This is a genomic window from Spirillospora sp. NPDC049652 (assembly GCF_040675125.1).
GTDB lineage: Bacteria > Actinomycetota > Actinomycetes > Streptosporangiales > Streptosporangiaceae > Spirillospora.
The window spans coordinates 1-15,842 of record NZ_JBFAOF010000073.1; the positions used below are offsets into that span (position 1 = coordinate 1).

12 protein-coding genes are annotated in these 15,842 nt (G+C 70.7%); 5 read left to right on the plus strand and 7 right to left on the minus strand.

The genetic code is table 11. The annotated features are described in order from the left end of the window. The 3 genes from AB0J52_RS07975 to AB0J52_RS07985 form a co-directional block, all read right to left on the minus strand. A partial coding sequence (locus tag AB0J52_RS07975; protein ID WP_500180820.1) for an FAD-dependent oxidoreductase occupies positions 1–382 on the minus strand: 382 nt, incomplete at its 3' end. After that, on the minus strand, positions 382–1,317 hold the full coding sequence (locus tag AB0J52_RS07980) for a cucumopine synthase-related protein (protein ID WP_500180821.1): 936 nt from the start codon (positions 1,315–1,317) through the stop codon (positions 382–384). The genes AB0J52_RS07980 and AB0J52_RS07975, both read right to left, overlap by 1 nt. Before the next feature lie 152 nt (positions 1,318–1,469). Further along, positions 1,470–1,667, minus strand: a complete 198-nt coding sequence (locus tag AB0J52_RS07985) for a hypothetical protein (RefSeq protein WP_026413324.1) — start codon at positions 1,665–1,667, stop codon at positions 1,470–1,472. 159 nt (positions 1,668–1,826) lie between these two features. On the opposite strand from AB0J52_RS07985, the gene AB0J52_RS07990 reads away from it, so the two are divergent. Further along, the gene (locus AB0J52_RS07990) at positions 1,827–2,288 is read left to right on the plus strand and encodes a MarR family winged helix-turn-helix transcriptional regulator (protein ID WP_500180822.1); all 462 of its coding nucleotides are present in this window, start codon (positions 1,827–1,829) and stop codon (positions 2,286–2,288) included. Positions 2,289–2,347: 59 nt separating this feature from the next. On the opposite strand, the gene AB0J52_RS07995 is transcribed toward AB0J52_RS07990, so the two are convergent. Genes AB0J52_RS07995 through AB0J52_RS08010 form a run of 4 tightly spaced genes read right to left on the minus strand, consistent with a single transcriptional unit; the run spans position 2,348 to position 13,575 of the window. Further along, entirely contained in the window at positions 2,348–4,123 is a 1,776-nt protein-coding gene (locus AB0J52_RS07995) for a hypothetical protein (protein ID WP_500180823.1), read from the minus strand. Between the two features lie 23 nt (positions 4,124–4,146). Continuing rightward, complete coding sequence (locus tag AB0J52_RS08000; protein ID WP_500180824.1) at positions 4,147–7,755, minus strand: hypothetical protein; 3,609 nt, start codon at positions 7,753–7,755, stop codon at positions 4,147–4,149. Beyond that, positions 7,752–10,172, minus strand: coding sequence for a hypothetical protein (locus AB0J52_RS08005; protein WP_500180825.1), 2,421 nt, complete (start codon positions 10,170–10,172; stop codon positions 7,752–7,754). The genes AB0J52_RS08000 and AB0J52_RS08005 overlap by 4 nt, the downstream gene beginning before the upstream one ends. 1 nt (position 10,173) lies before the next feature. Next, positions 10,174–13,575: a DUF6603 domain-containing protein gene (locus tag AB0J52_RS08010; RefSeq protein WP_500180826.1), complete on the minus strand. Its 3,402-nt coding sequence runs from the start codon at positions 13,573–13,575 to the stop codon at positions 10,174–10,176. 455 nt (positions 13,576–14,030) lie between these two features. Between AB0J52_RS08010 and AB0J52_RS08015 the strand changes: the two genes are divergently transcribed. The 4 genes from AB0J52_RS08015 to AB0J52_RS08030 all read left to right on the plus strand — a co-directional run. After that, the gene (locus AB0J52_RS08015) at positions 14,031–14,432 is read left to right on the plus strand and encodes a TlpA family protein disulfide reductase (RefSeq protein WP_500180827.1); all 402 of its coding nucleotides are present in this window, start codon (positions 14,031–14,033) and stop codon (positions 14,430–14,432) included. A gap of 116 nt (positions 14,433–14,548) precedes the next feature. Continuing rightward, complete coding sequence (locus AB0J52_RS08020; protein ID WP_500180828.1) at positions 14,549–14,752, plus strand: hypothetical protein; 204 nt, start codon at positions 14,549–14,551, stop codon at positions 14,750–14,752. Positions 14,753–14,873: 121 nt separating this feature from the next. Continuing rightward, a complete protein-coding gene (locus AB0J52_RS08025; protein ID WP_500180829.1) occupies positions 14,874–15,416 on the plus strand; it encodes a MauE/DoxX family redox-associated membrane protein in 543 nt (180 codons plus the stop codon). A 26-nt stretch (positions 15,417–15,442) separates the two neighbouring features. Beyond that, a partial coding sequence (locus AB0J52_RS08030; RefSeq protein ID WP_500180830.1) for a redoxin domain-containing protein occupies positions 15,443–15,842 on the plus strand: 400 nt, incomplete at its 3' end.

Consider the following 15,842-nt stretch of genomic DNA (forward strand, 5'->3'; position numbering starts at 1 on the left):
TCGGCGGCGAGCATCGCGACCATGAGCCGCCGGCGTCGTGCTGGGCGGGCCGCTGCCGCTCCCAGTCGGCGATCTGCCCGGCGTCGGTGAACAGCACGAGGTAGCCGGCCGGCCGCAGCGGCAGGCCGTCCCACTCGCGGTAGGCGGCCAGGCTGCGGACCGCCATGGCCGAGCTGACGGGGTTGCCCGCGAAGTAGGCGCGGAGCACGTCGGCCGTCGCCCTGGAGGCGCCCGAGCCGGGCACGTCCCGTTCGAGCAGGACGGTCTCCACGCCCGCGCCCGCGAGTGCGGCGGCGATCGACAGGCCGATCACCCCGCCGCCCACGACGACGACCTCCGTCTCGTCGGGCAGCGCGTCCGGCCCTGCCGGTGCCGGCGGCATCAGAGGACCGGTTCCGTGCGGCGCAGGTGGTCGCCCACTTCCCAAGGGAACAGGTGCAGGTTCCAGCCGCCCAGGCAGTTGACGTACAGCGCCATGTGGGACATGAGCGCCGTGAAGTCGTCGATGCCGTCGATCTGGCCGAGGACGTCCTGCACCCGGCGGGTGAAGCTCCACAGGGTGTCCAGGCCGCAGTAGCCGAGGAACTCGGCCGGGGTGGCGGTCATGCCGCGGGCGACCTGGCGCAGCGCGTCCAGCGGCGTGCCCTCCAGCGCCGCCCGGACCAGGCCGCCGTAGCAGCTGTACCCCAGCGGACGCGTCTCGCCGTTGACGAACAGCATCGTGGTCAGCAGCGTGCCGAAGCTGCCCGCGCCGGAGGCGACGCGGCCCTGGTGCAGGTCGACCAGCTCGGCCGGGGGACGCAGCCAGATGTGCTCGGTCTCCCGGTGGAGGTCCCCGATGAGCGCGTCCACCCGCGCGTCGCGTGCGGACAGCCGGGGCACGCGGTGGCCGCCCGCCTCGTCCGCGCGCCGCACCGCGGCCACGATCGGCTTCTTGGTGGAGTACACCGACTCCCACACCGCCCGCCCGACCTCGGTGAGGGCGTCCAGCTCGTCGCTCCGGACGCGGCCCACGGGGGTGGCGACCATCGGCTCGGTCAGCTCGCCGTACTTGATGCCCAGGTGCTGCAGCTTGGAGCAGAACACGGTGCCGTCGGGCACCGTCCGCCGGTCCACCCGGTGCTCGCCGTGCAGGTGCACCAGCTCGTGGATCGGCGCCACGTGGTAGAGGTGGTGACCCGCCACCAGGGCGTGCCCCTGCAGGCTGCGGTACGGCAGCCCGTCCCACAGGGCCTGCGCCAGCGCGGGATTGCGGTCGTCCAGTTCGGCGGTCACCGCCAGGCCGAGACCTGGCCATTCGATCTCGATGCACCTCACGCTTGTCACGCTGAGTGATGCTACATCGACCTAATGTCACAATGCGGTGGCCGAGCGGTGCCGCCTACCGGTCCGCGGGTGACTCCGCCATGCCCGGTCGGATAGGTCGGCGCGCGGCGGCCCCTGCCCGCCGGGCGAACGGGCGGGCGGGGTCAGAAGCCGAGGAAGAAGAAGATGACGCCGCCGACGACATGGGCGATCACGGTGAGGATGCCGACGGCCCAGAACAGCTTCTTCGCCGTCGGGTGGTCGAACTGGGAGCCCGCCTCGGCCGGTGCGGCGGAACGCTTGAGCGCCTGGTTCTCCAGTTCGTCCAGGGACGGCAGGAAGGACGGTCGCTTGAGGGACATCCACTCTCCTCGGGGCGCTGGGGCGGCGGTCGGGGCGACGGCGCCGGCGGGGTGGGGCGCGTCCCCGGGCCGGGCGGGTTCCGTTGACGCGCAAAAGGTTGGTGTACAAATTATTGCAGTACCATCTTTCTACCCCACGAGCACATGGCAGGAGGAACCGTGGCCGGTGATCTGCGTAACACCACCAATCCGCTGGCGCTGGAGAACCAGGTGTGCTTCGCCCTGGTGGTGGCCTCGCGCGCCGTCCTGGCGCGCTACCGGCCGGTCCTGGAGCCGATGGGGCTGACCCATCCGCAGTACCTGGTGATGCTGGCGCTGTGGGAGCACCGGCAGCTGTCGATCAAGGAGCTCAGCGCCCTGCTCCAACTCGACCCCGGCACCCTCTCGCCCCTGCTCAAGCGGCTGGAGGCGGCGGGGCTCATCCGGCGCGAGCGGGACGTCCGCGACGAGCGGATGCTGGCCGTCACCGTCACTCCTGCCGGTCAGGCGCTCCGCGAGCAGGCCGAGAGCATCCCCGCCACGATGATGGAACGCCTGGGCATGAGCCTGGACGAACTCCAGGACCTGCACCGCACCCTCACCCGCGTCATCGCCGCCGCCGACGAAGCCCCCACCGCCTGACCCCCGGGCGAGGGCGCTCGCCGCCGCAAACCGCGACCCGCTTCGGCTGTGCCGCTGCCTTATTCCTCCGTCAGGATGACCTCGTCCACATCGAGGAGTGGGGAGAGTGGGCGGCGGTTGCTCATGTCGTAGCGACAGGCCGTGCCGTCCTGCCCCGCGACGAGGACGTGGTAGGGGCTGGTGACCGTGCCGTCGAGCGCGCTCAGCGGCACGAAGGTGGAGATGGCCGAGGTCAGCGGGATCCCCGGTAGTGCCTCCGCGACCGTCCTGAGCTCGCCCAGCTTGACCTCCTCCTCGGATACGGTCGCGTCGGCGAACCTGACCCCCGCACTCGTTCCGAGGCAGAGAACCGCTCGCGTGGGGTCGTCCGGAAGGACGACCGCCCCCAGGACGCCCCTGTTGTCCGCGAAGGAGACGTTCTTGATGAGGGCGCCGAGGGTCTTCTCACTGTTGGCGACATCGTTCGGCGGATCCGTGGAAAAATCCACGATCTTGGCTCGTTGGAGCGCGCTGTCGATGACCCAGGCACGGTAGCCGTCTTTCGTCGTCGGCAGGACGGCCCTTCCCTCCCAGTAGATGATCATGTCTTTGACGAACGCCTCGATCGTCGAGGTGACCTTCTTCGGGGCCGGCGACGGCAGGGCCGCGCCGGGGGTGACGATGCGTTTGGTTCCGTGCTGGGCGACTGTGTAATCGGCCCAGACGCCGCGCTCGTAGAAGGGAACGCGGCACAGCTTGTCGAAGCTCTTGGACCTGTACAGCATCCCGGGGCCGAGGGGGAAGAAGACTCCTCCCGCTTCGACCTCTCCCCTGGCGCACCAGATGGCGGTGCCGGCGGGCAGGGGGATGACGGTGAAGCCCGGCTTGCCCGTCAGCCTGTAGAGGTACTTTCCCGACTCGTAGAACTCATCGGTGGGTCGCGACACCCACAGCCATGTCGTTTCCTTGTCGTCCGAGCCGACGTCCCCGACGACGATCTCGGCGGTCTCCCGGAGGATGACCAGGAACCCGTCGGTATTGGTCTTGCGGGTGTCGCCGTCCGCGAACTTGGAGATCTTCGCGGGGAACGCCATGCTCTTGAGGCGGCCGGTCACCTGCAGGCTGGTGACCTTCGTGTCGGAGCCCCTCACCACCACCTGGGTGTCGAGATGGTGGGTGACCGGCGAGCCCGTTCCGCCGTACTGGACGGTGAGCCGGTAACCGGTCGTGCTCTGCAACGGCCCGGTCGGCCACGCGCCGGTGTCGTCGACCGTATGGTCGTGGCCGTCGTGGCTGATGGTGTAGGTGGGTTTGTCGCCGGTGGTGTGCTTTCGCGTCGTGACGGTCTCCCACAGGAGCCGGGTGCCGTCTCCGTACTCGACGGTCGGCTGCTCGGCCCGGAAGTTCTCGACCCTGAACGAGCCGGGGAACTTGCCGAGGTGGTAGCGCACCGTGAAGCTGGTCTTGGCGTCGGCGACGCGCGTGATCGTGACCGTCGTCGTGCCCTGCGCGTCGTTGACCTTGAGGTCGCCGCCGAACGTGAGACGCAGGGACCGGCCTGGGGCGATCTTCTTGCTGTCGGCGGGATTGGAGAACGCCCACTTTCCCGCGCTTCCCACCTGTTCCCACGAGCTCGGATCGGCCGTCACGCCGACCTCGGTGAGCTTTCCGCTGATCGCCTTTCCCTCGCCGCCCTGGATCATGGTGATCTTGATCTGCTGGCAGTCGATGTCCTTGCGCGTGGTGTTGGTGAAGATGATGTCGATGGTCGCGGCTGATCCGAGCTTCAGCGGTTCGGGCGTGGACATGAGGCTGTGCGCCAGGGCGAAGCCGGGGTCCTCGCTGAATCCGTACATGGGTCTTCCCTACGGTCGGCGGGTCAGGGCAGGAAGGTGTCCGTCAGGCGGAGCCTGCCGGTGCGCAGCCGGGTGGGCGTCTCCGGCGTGAGGCGCGCGGTGGTGTCGGGGGCGACGACGGGGAGCGTCGCGTCGCCCTGGAGCCACGTCCAGGTCCCGTGTTCGAGTGCGGGGATCGGCACGGGGAAGGCGGTCGGTTCCTCACCGGACCGGTCGTCCTCGGGGGGCTTGACCATGCGGTGCGTGCCCAGGGACGGACCCACGGCGAAGGTGGGGGCGAGCCGGGCGGCCGTCGCCGCCACCTGCTGGAGGTTGAGCCGGAGCTCGGTGGTGGGCACCAAGTGGCAGGCGGCTTCCACCCGGGCCCAGGGATCCATCAGCAGGGTCGCCACGGCGGGTGGCCCGGCCAACGTCACCTCGAGCGGCGCCGCCGCGACCAGGTAGGGATTGTCGACGGTCGTCCGGACGAGGTGCATGGCGGCGTAGTCGTCACCGGGGAAGTAACCGACCAGCCCGTCGTGCAGCGACCTCTCGTTTCCGAGCCGCACGCGCCAGGGATAGTCCAGATACTCGGGCGGGCGGCCTTCCGCGGGGGCCAGGTCGTGGGTGAACGGAAGGATGGGGGGACCGTCGGGGCGCAGGGCCAGACGGGCCCGCACCAGCGCCAAGGGGCGCCCCAGGAGCCGCAGCCCGGGTTGTTCCGGACGCGGTTCCGTGGTGTTGACGGTCATGCGCATGGCGTCGATGGCTCTGCGCAGGGCGTGCAGGTCACCGCCCGCGCGGCCGACAAGGCCGGTCAGGAAGCCGTGCAGATGCGGGTACGCCTCGCGAGGAGGCAGGTCGCGGCCGCCGACGGCGTCCTCCCAGAGGACGGAGCCCGCCGGGGCGTTCAGTTCGCCCAGAGCGGTGCCGTCGGGAGCGTGGACCAGCAGACTCGCGTCCAGGTGGTTGGGGACGATCCACGCGCAGACGTGCGGTTCGGTGTCGTACGGCGGGACCGGAGAGTCGCCGACGGCCGTGAGCACCTGCGCTTCCAGCCGCGCCGGCTGGGGCAGTCTGGGGGTCAGGTGCGCGTACTGGCTGGCGTACCTGGCGGTGACGGCGACCCAGCGGTCCTCACGGCAGTCGGGCAGGACGCTGCACGCCCGGACCGGCTTGCCGTCGAACTGCCCGAGGTTCTTCGGGAGGACGTCGAAGGAGCGGCCGAAGCGGTCGACGACGGCCAGGGAGGTGAACCGGAACTGCCCGGCGCGCAGCGGTTCGAGCGGTGGCAGCGCACAGTAGTCGAGCAGCGGCCTGTCCTTGTCGTAGTCGTCGGCGAACGTCAGGCCGCGCGGGTGGTAGCCGTGATCGTTGTGGACGAGCCCCGCGACCTCGGCCGGCGGGCGGCGGTGGCTCTCGGCGCCCAGAGCGTTCAGTTGCTCGTTGAACCCGTCGAGAGCCTGGCAGAGGAGGTCGCCCTTCCGGGTGAGCTTGATGATCGCGTCCAGCCAGGGAGGGGGCGACTTGAACTGTGTCCGGCTCTGCTCGGCGCGGTCGGCGACGTTCCAGACCGCGTGCGCGGACAGGAAGAGGCGGCCCGCCAGGGTGATCTCGCGCGGCGGCGAGTCCGGGTCCGCGACATGGCCTTGGCCTGTCCAGCGGTGCCTGTCGCGTTCGAACGTCCAGTTCTCCTGGAGCGAGCGCTCCGGCCCGAGCGAGTGGAACGGGATCGGATGGTAGGTGGCCGCCCACACGACGTAGAGGGGAGTCCAGGGCTGCTTCCATGCGGCGGTGCCGAACCGCACGGCCGCGTGGCCGTCCGACTGCACCCGGCTGGCGCCCTCCTGGTCGAAGAGGGCGAACTCGGCGAGCAGGCAGGTGAGCGTTGCGGCCAGCGGCTTCAGACCGGGCAGTTGCAGCAGGCTCGTGAGGTTCCTGGGGGCGGGGAAGTCCTTCGGCGGCTTCTTGCCGTTGATCGTGCCGCCGAGCATGCCGGTCGTGCGGCACGGCAGGACCGCGCCGTCGGCGACCAGGCGGCCGCCGCCGGCCCCGCGGAGGAGGACGACCGGCTCGGACGGCCGGAAGAACGGCGGGCGGGGGACGCGCCGTAGCCGTGCGCCCGGGATCGCTTCGGCGAGTTCTTCCTCGATCCGCCGTGTCGTGTCGTTGCCGCGCTCGTCCCTGGGGATCCTGGCGGCCAGGGCCCCGTGCTGCCGCCGCAGGTCGGTGATCGTGCGGGCCAGCGTGGGGCCCTTGTCCTTGAGCTGCCCGGCCATCGCGCCGGCCAGCTTGAGCAGCTCGTTCTTCAAGTCCTGGTCGTCGTCCACGTCCGCGGCGGCCCGGTCGGTCTCCTGCTCGGCCCACCACATCTGGTAGGCGCGTTCGCGGAGGCGCGACAGCGCACGGCGGGTGTCGTCGCAGGCCTGCTCGTCGGCGTTGAGCGCGGTAAGCGCCGTCAGCACCGGTGCCGGGATCGCAGGGGCGCCCCCCGCCGCCGGTTCGGCCGAGGGAAGCTCGATGCGCCATTCGTATCCGGCCGCCACCGGTTCGAAGCGCGCCTGGTGGACGAGTCGCTTCACCGTGGCCTGCCCGTCGTGCTGGTCGAGCTGGGGCAGCATGCCGTAGAGCCATGCTTCGAACCTGCGCAGGTCGTTCGTGCCGAGGGGAGTCTTCTTGGTGGCGGCCTCGTGGGCCAGCAGGGCGCAGAGCCCCTCGGCCGAGGTCTCGGCCAGCGCGAGGGTCACCGGGTCGGCGTTGGCGGTCGGGCTCTTGTAGGGCCGCTCGTCCTCGCTCTGCGCCAGCGGCTGCGTGCCGTGCCAGACCACGTCGAGCAGCGCTCCGCTGTACAGCGAGCGGGCCGGGTGCTCCGTCCCGCCGTCCACGCTCCAGCGGAGCGCGCGCAGGGCCGCCGCGAACGACTCGGCCCCGGTCACTCCGTCCAGCGGATCGCTCTTCGGATCGGAGTACCAGCCGATCACCTGGTAGCTGAGCCGGGAGCCGTCCGTGACGGTCTTGTCGAGAGGGTCGTGCAGCGAGAAGACGCCCAGGTTGTAGGGCTGGAAGAGGGAGAATCCCACCAGGCCCGCGCCGGCCGCCGTGAGGAAGGGCTCCGGCGGGTTCGCGGGCTCCTTCCATTCCCCCTTCGCCAGATCGAACTTGAATCCGATGCGGCGGGATTGCGTGGCCGTCTCACCGGGGAATCGGGAGTTGTCGTCCCCCTTGTCCTGGCATTCGGCGGGGTTGCGGATACGGTCGCTCTGCACGATCCACGCCGCGCCCGCGACCCGCTTTCCCTTCGGCCCGCTGTAGCGGACGACCAGCCACCGGTTCGGCACCAGCGGATGGGTCGTCTCGCCGGTCACCGGATCCTGAGCGGCGGTCCGCAGGGCCGCGGGCAGCTCCCAGTGCAGCAGCACGCCGTTCGGAACGCTCGTCACCGGCTCGAACTGATGAGCGCTGTCGGCCGGCGGGCGGGGTTCGGGGCTGCGGTGCTCCCCCTTGGCGAAGTTGGGCAGCCAACGCGCCCAGGTGGAGGTGTTCCGCGTCCCCTGGTTCATCCTGAGTGCGGTCACGCGGACGGGGACGACGAGCGCCTTGGCTTCCCCGCCTCCCATGGTGTTCGCCGCTTCGGCGGCCTTCTGATCGGTCATCGGCCAGCCCTCGGAGTGTCGGCGGCGAGTCGCAACGTGGCCCGTTCGGGAGCGCGCACCATCTGCAGTGCCAGCCCGGCCGGGGTGAAACCGCCTTGCGGCAGGTAGGAGTCGTCGTCCCTGGTCAGTTCGTCAGTGAGGCGTTTGACCAGGCCGCTGTCCGGTCCCCCCAGGTCGATGACGGTGGCGGCTGTTCCACTGCCCTGCCGGAACGGCACCTGGACCCAGCGGTCGGGCATGCTCTGCCCGAGGTCGAAGGACTTCTTCTTGACCAGTGAGCGGATACCGACGCAGTGCAGTTTCGTCTGCCCCTGCGTCTTGATGGTCGTGCCGAGGTGCAGCCCCTGGAAGGGTTCGGTCAGCACCACTTCGGCGGGCACGGCGCTGAACAGGCATACCAGCACGTCGGGCGCGGGAGTGAGGCGGCGCCGCACCATGACCGGCGAGCCGTCGGAGCCGTACGCTGCGACCTCCAGCTTCGGGTAGCGCGACGCCAAGGCCGAGCGCAGGATGATCCCGGCCGCCGGAACGGCCGCGGCCTTGGCGTAGTAGTCGGTGCGCAGGGCGTCCGCCAGGTTCTCGTCGGACACCGAGCAGGCGGCGATGCTCAGCGCCCCGTCGGTGAGGGCGTCGAGCCAGTTGCGGTCGAGGTGGAAGAACCGCAGGCTCTCGGCGGGCAGCATGGCGGCGTCGGGGACAAGGTGGTCGAACGGAACGCCGTCCAGAGCCCGCAGCCGGTCCAGCCACGCGGCCAGCCGGCACCAGGGGGTCGCCTGCTGCTGCGGCGTGCGGCATTCGAGGTCCGGGGCGCCGATGTCCTCGGCTTGGACGGCGGTCAGCACGGCGTCGGTGACGTCGGGATCGGCCAGCTGCCGTGTCAGGTTGGTGAAGACGTCCGGCACGGCGCTCGGTGACATGAACGACCCGGCACAGACGAGCTCGTGAACCGCTGCGCACTTGGCGGGGTCCGGCGGCGGCTCGTCACCCGCCGGCAGAGCGGGGGAGTGGCCGGCGCCGGTGGGCTCGGCGGCGGGCGCGCCCAGGGCCGCGGCGAGCAGAACGTCCCATCCGTGGTCGGCGAGGAGCAGGTCGAACTCCTGGCGGTTGAGGTCGTCGGGAACGTGCGCGTACCGCGCGACCTGGGCCGTCCAGGCGGCGCGGCCGAGGGGGCCCGCCGGGGGGTGGTACAGGTGGGCGGAACGCTGGTGGCCGGTGCGCAGCCTCGCCAAGCACGCCGCGACCGCCTGGGCGAAGGCCTCATCGGCCAGCCCCAGTCCCCGGCCGAGGGACCAGGCGGCCGCACGGCCCACCTCGTCCACGCCGTAGTCGCCGTCGGCCGCCCGGTAGGAGGCGGCTGTCTTCCACCCGGACGGGCGGGCGAGGTGCTTCTCCTCATGCGGGATGAACGGACCCCGGTACCAGGCGTAGGTGTGCTCGCGGATCCTGTGGTGGGACAGCGGGACGAATCCTCGTTCCAGCCGGTACCTCATGTGCAGCAGATAAGGGTCGTCACCGGCCTCGGGAGGCGGATCGGGACGCCGCAGGAGCAGGGCCCGGCCGCCGCCCGTCTCGCCGGGGCGGGTCAGTCCGGCGCGCAGGTCGGCGAACAGGTAGGCCGCCTCGGGCAGGCAGGTGAAGCTCCAGCCGCAGAGGGAGACGAGCCGGATCTTCTCCCCGGTCATGGCGTCCGGCTTCCTGATCGACGCCGTATGGCCTTCCAGCGATACCAGGTGCGCGACGTGGCGGCCCGGGACCGGCACCCGGTTGGCCATCACGAACGCGAACTCGGCCTCCCGGCGGTCGGCCTGCTCGGGCCCGAACGCCCCGGTCGGCCTGGCGCCGGGCAGCGGACTGCGGACGTGCGCGAGGAAGGGAAGCTCAGCGGGCTTGGGCATGAGAGCCGCGAAGACGTCCTTCCCCACGGTGATGGTCCGTACGTCCTGCGCCTTCTCCTCGGCGGTGAGCGACCCCAGTGCGGGCTGGACGAGCCCCTTCTCCTGCCCGCACAACCGCTGCTCCACGGTGCCGCGCTCCACGACACCGAGCGCGGCCGGATCGCCGGGCAGTTCGTCGGCGGCGAACAGCAGGAGCGCCAGCCACGGGATCTTCGCGTCGTCCAGGGCATCGTCCTGCCAGGACAGGCGTGTCTCCCAGGGCAGCACGCGCCGCTCCAGCGCCACGTGCGGCAGCAGGCCGGTGACATCGCCGGTGGACGCGGGCGCCGGATGGACCGCGTGGATCTCGCTCTCGGCCAGGCCGAACCGCACGCCGGTCACCGTCAGCGTCTTCTCGACCTTGTCGAAGGTGTGGGTGGTGCCGTTCTCGGTGACCGACTGTTCGACCGTGAGCGTGTAGTCGTCGCGCGGAGCGTTCGGCACCAGGTTGTCGGTGCACGTCAGGACGCCCTCGTTCGCCATCTCAGACCTCCTGCGTCCGGTACGGGCCGCCGACGAGGAACTCCCGGCCCGTGAGGGCGGACTCGGGCGGACGGCCGAGGGCGGAGTGCCGGCCGTCCGGCCGGAGCAGCCGCGTCAGGGTGTACGGGCCGCCGCGCAGGACGCCGAGGGCGGTGAGCTTCTTCCCGAGGGTGTCCCGCGCCGTGTCGGGAGGCTCGCCGGACGCCTGGTCGGTCGACTTGGCCGCGGCCTTCAGCGGGTTCACCTTGGCCTCGGTGGCCTGGAACTTCAGCTGCTCGCGCGCGGGGCAGAGGGCGATGCCGTGCAGGGACGGCGGGGGGACGGTGATGTTCAGCCCACAGGCGTACCTGCGCGTCTGCGAGCCGTCCGCGGGCATGTCGGGACTGCCCTCGACCGGCGCGCCCCACAGTGCCTGGGGCACGTCGAAGGTGGCGATCTGCGCGTGCCAGGCCGACGCGTTCCCGGCGGCGGGCCCGAGCGCGGCACCGGCGGATTCCCACACGAGCGGGACCGGAGCCGGTGCCGCCCGGGACGTGCCGCCTTTCCTGGTGAACGTGACCGTGTGAGTGGAGTTCGCTCCGGTGCACTTCGTCGGCCGGATGTCGAGGGACGCCGGCACCTGCTTCGGCAGGCTCTGCCCTGCGCCGTTGTAGACGACGGATGTCACCGGTACGGCCGAGCGGGTCGCGAAGGTGAACCCGTCGGTGCCCGCGATCCAGTGGTCGGGCGTGTTGTGCCTGGCGTGCGCCGGGTCGGTCAGCAACCCCTCAGTCACATGCACGGTCACCGGTGCGGACGGAAGCTGCCGGGCGCGGAACTCGTCCCAGCCCAGTTTCTCCTGGGCGGCGGCCCCCCGCGGCGACCCGAAGCCGATGTCCACGCTGTACGGACCGGCCTCAAGGTGCGCGACGCCGCCGGTGGGCGGCCCCCACAGCGACAGCCTTGCCGAGATCTCGGCCCTGATGGTCACGGTGAACAGCCCGGTCTTCACCGTGTAGGAGCATCCGATGGTGATGCCCATCTCGGCGGTGAACCGCAGAGGAGCCCACTGCACCAGGGCGTCGAAGTAGGCGGTGAGCCACGCCTGCAGGCCGCCCAGGGCGTAGTGGACCTCGAGCCGGCCGCCGACCATCCCCGCCGCCGGGGTCAGCGCCGCGTACAACTCACCGTGCACGCGCACCGCCGTCCCGACCGACCATGTGAGGGCCAGGCGCGGCACCTCCGGGTAGTGGGCGGGCCGTGAGAAGGCCGGATGGTAGCCGCCGAGGCTCAGGACGAAGTCACCGACGTACGGGCTCGGCGGCGTCCACAGATGGATCGCGGCGCCGCCGGTGAGCCTGCACTCCTTGTGGACCAGCCAGGAGTTGTCCGAGAACGCGGCGGTGAGCGAGAACTCGCCTTTGGCCGCCTCGTACATCGCACGGAATCCCAGCTCGACGTGCGCCAGGACGGGCGGGTTCACCACGCCGCCCACCTGCTTGGCGGCACGCGCGGGGAGCTCGATCTCCGCCGATCCCAGCAGCGCGACGGCGAACTGCTCACCGAGCTGCACCAGCAGCAGCGCCTGCAGGTCCACGGTCTCGGCGATCGAGAGGCCCAGCCCGGCGGTCGCCCAGATGTCGCCGTTGACCGGCGTCACCCAGCCCTCCTCGCCGAGGTTTTTGACGACGGTGGCCGGGGTGACCTCCTTGCCGGGTTCAGTCCCGGTCAGCTTCTTGTAGCCGTCGGCGGTGAGCGCCCCGACGAAGGGACTGGACGCCGCCTCCGCGGCTTCCGGGATCCTGACCCGGCTGTTGTAGCCGAAGCCGGCGCACAGGCCGGTGAAGGTCACGGGCGGAGGGCCCGCCAGCTTGCCCAGCAGCGCGCCGAACAGGAACAGCGTGACGAACCGCGGATCCTTCATCTGCGCGTACGAGCCGAAGCCCATGAACCCCCAGGTCGACGCCTTGACGACGATCCCGCCGTCATAGGCGAAGTCGACGTTGCCGTCACCCGTCCGCTTCGTGAGCCCGCCCGCGACGACCAGCGGCGGTTTGGCGTAGGCCACCCCCAAACCGTCCAGGACGACGGCGGCCGCGGGACTCCGCTTCAACTCGACCTCCAGGCCGAGCCCCGCCGCCTCCACCACCAGGCCGGCCATCACCAGCGAGGCGTCCAGCGTCAGCCGCACGCGAGGCGGATCGCCCAGGTAGCGCATGGTCATGTTCCGCAGGTGCAGCGGCCCGAGCGAACGCTGGACCGGCAGCGGGCCCTCGGCGTTCTTGCCCTTGGCGGGGCCCGCCAGTGCCACCGGAATGCCGCTCAGCGCGTCGTCCTCGGACGCCGCCTCCAGACCCTTCCCGCGGCCGTCGCGCGTGTTCTGCTGCTTCTTGGGTCTCGCCAGCAGAACGTACTGCTCGGATGCGATCCGCGCGATCGCGCACCAGGTCAGCCCTTTGCTGAGAGGCCACCCGCCGGGGAGCGGCGCGCCGTCGGCGTCCTTGAGGACGGCGTTGACGGCGGCGACGTCCTCGTCCGCCAGGTCCCGCAGCGTGTAGAAGGCCTGCAGTTGCAGGAGGAGATCGCTGTCGGGCGGTATCTGGCCACGCAGGATGTCGATGTCCGACAGGCGGGCCCGGCCGATCGGGACCAGTCCGGTCACGGCGAGGGCCGCCTTGGAGCCCTCCGCGTCGGCCTTCACGGCCGCGACGGCCCAGCGCGCGACCCTGTTCTGCACCGCCGGCCGCAGGATCACCCGGAAACCCTTCCCTGTCCGGGTGTACTCGAGGACCAGGTCGGCGAGGTTCCCGATGTCGGGGAAGACGCCCTCCAGCCTGGGGAGATCCGGCAGGTCGATGCTCAGGCTCTTGAAAGTGTCGCCGAGGGACCATTTCGGCAGGCCCGGCAGCTTGGGGGTGCGGAACGTGAAGGCGACCGGTCGGGGAATCGTCGTGTCCTTCAACTCCGACACCAGCTCGACGATGCGTTCGGGGGAGGCCACCAGCTTCACCGCGACGGCCAGTCCCTTCTTCGTCTCACCGCCCACCCGCTGGATCCGGTAGGACAACCGGACGTTCTTGAAACCGACACCGACAAGGTCTTTGAAAAGCTCGTGGGTGTTGAGCAGGACGCTGATCTCCACCCCGACGATCAGGTCGCCTTCCTGCGGTTTCGCCGACCCGGCGAAGAATCGCAGCCTCACTTCGGGAACGTCCGCGCCCGCCTTGCCCGTCAGCGTCAACCCGGCGGCGTCGCCTTTGGGGTCCTTCAGTCTCGACCCCAGGTCGAACCAGTGGCTCAGGTCCTGGAACTTGATGTCGCTCTTGAAGTCCTTCAGGTCGGGAAGTCCGCCGGGAACCTCTATCGGGGCGTCCTTCTTGACGGCGGCGAGCCATTGTTTTACGTCCTTGACGGTTCCGCTCATGCTTTTCCTCAGAGCGCGTTGTGGACTCCTGGCGCATACACGGCACTCGCTGTCGATCGCACGGAGCGCCGGATCGGGCCCTGGTGGTCCTGCCCCGTCGAGCATCGCTCAAAGTGCTCGCACAGTTACTGTGAGCTATCTTCCGGGTCTTGGCCGGGTGCGGCTCGTGGGGGTGGTGCGGGGTGGAGGGTGAACGCAAATACCCCTGGGGGATTGGCTAAATCCACCATTGCGGGCTGACCCCTTTTGAGTGATCATGAGCGGGTGGCCGCGGCCCGCCGGTAACGGTCGGGCCCGGAGAGAGGACCCCTATCGTGGTATTCGCTGTTGTGGGACTGGTTTTGATCGGCATTGTCGCCGTCCTGAACCTGGCGATTCTCCTGGTGGTCCTTCGCCGGTGGCGGGAACTTGAGTCCGCGGGCCTTTCCGCAACCGGATCCGAAAGTGCGACGCGCGTGATCGACCGGATTCCGAATTTCTCCGCCCGGACCATCGACGGAACCCCGGTGACGGACGGGGACCTGCTCGGGCGGGAGTCCCTCGTCGGCTTCCTCTCCCTGACCTGCAAGGCCTGCCGCGCGGCCGTCCCCATCTTCGCCGAGCACGCCGAACGGCTCCGCTCCGCCGGCGGGACGTCCCTGGCGATCGTCCACGGGGACGACGCCGCCGAGAGCGACCTGGCGGCGATGCTCCGCGACGCCGTGGACCTCGTGATCGCCGAGGACGCGACGGCCGAGCTGTCCCGCCGGTACGGGGCCAAGCACTACCCGTCCTATGCCTGGTACGACCCCAACGGCATGGTGACCTCGGCAGGCGTCGGCATGGCCGCCCTGCAGACCGAACTCGTCGCTCCCTAGCGCGCCGGAACGGCGCCGACCCCCAGACCCCGCGAGCCGCCGGCCGTGCTCGACCCCTGCCCGGCCGTGCTCGGCGCGCGTGGAAGAGGAACACCCACCCCCCACAAGGAGGAACCATGCTGAAGAGCATGACCGAGCGTGTCACCCGCGCCATCGAGGTGATGCTTCCGAAGACCACCGCGGACGCCGGCTGCCCCCCGGACTCGTACATGCAGTACAAGTACATCGGCGGCGTCTGCTTCGGCCGCACCTGCACCGTGAGCGGCAGCTGCGTGACCCACTGCGGCACCTGGTACAGCTACAGCAACAACTACTGCTGATCCCGTTCCGGCCCGTGTGACACCGGCCGGACGGCCGCGCGGCCGCCCCTTCCCCGGGGGCGGCCGTGTCGGCCCCGGCGAAGGACGTGCGCTCCACGCACCACCTCTTCCAGGAGCTTCCGTGCTGTACGTATCGCTCGCCTGCCGCCTGGCCCTGGCCGCGGTGATGACGCTGGCGGCGGTGGGCAAGCTGCGCTCACCCGGAAACTTCGCCGCCTCGCTCAAGGACTTCGACTTCATCCCGTCGGGACTGCGGCGTCCGCTGGCCTTCGGGGTCCCGGCCGCCGAACTGCTCATCACGCTGCTGCTGGCCGTCCCCGCGACCGTCACGGCCGGTTTCCTGGCCGCCGCGCTGTTCTGCCTGGGGCTGACGGCCGTTCCGACCATCGTGGTGGCGCGCGGGACGAGCGTGAAGTGCGCGTGCTTCGGCGCGAGCGAGGTGCAGATGAGCGGCTGGCACATCGCCCGCAACGCGGTGCTGCTGGCGGCCGCGGTCCTCGGCTCGGTCGTGGCGCTGTCGGTCGGCGACGGTGTTCCCGGCGAGCCCGCGGGAATCGTGCTGGCCGTGGTGTCGGCGGGCCTGCTCACCACATTGACCGTCTTCGTCGACGACATCGCCGCGCTCTTCCGGTCTCCGGCCGCCGCCGGGGACCTCGGCCGGTGAGCCGCCGGAGCCGGAAAAGGACATCCGTGGAATTCCTCGTCGCAGGGCTCGTCCTGGTCACGACGCTCACTGCGCTGAACCTCGTGCTGACCGTGGCCGTGGTGCGCCGCTGGCGCGCCCGCGTCGGCGCCTCGCCGGCCGCCCACGCCCATCCCCACGACCACGGGCATGGGTTCGCTGACGTCCCTCCGCACGTGGACAGGGAGCCCGAGCTGGGCATCGTGCCCGGTGACCGGATGCCCGCGTTCAGCGCCGCCACGACCGGCGGCGGGACGGTCACCGCGGACGACCTGTCCGGCCGTCCCGCGCTGGTCGCCTTCCTGTCGCTGGACTGCACGAGCTGCGACGAGAGCGTCCCGGAGTTCGCCGAGCGGGCCCGCCGGGTGCGGGACGCGGGCGGACGGGTCCTGGCCACCGTCGTCGGCG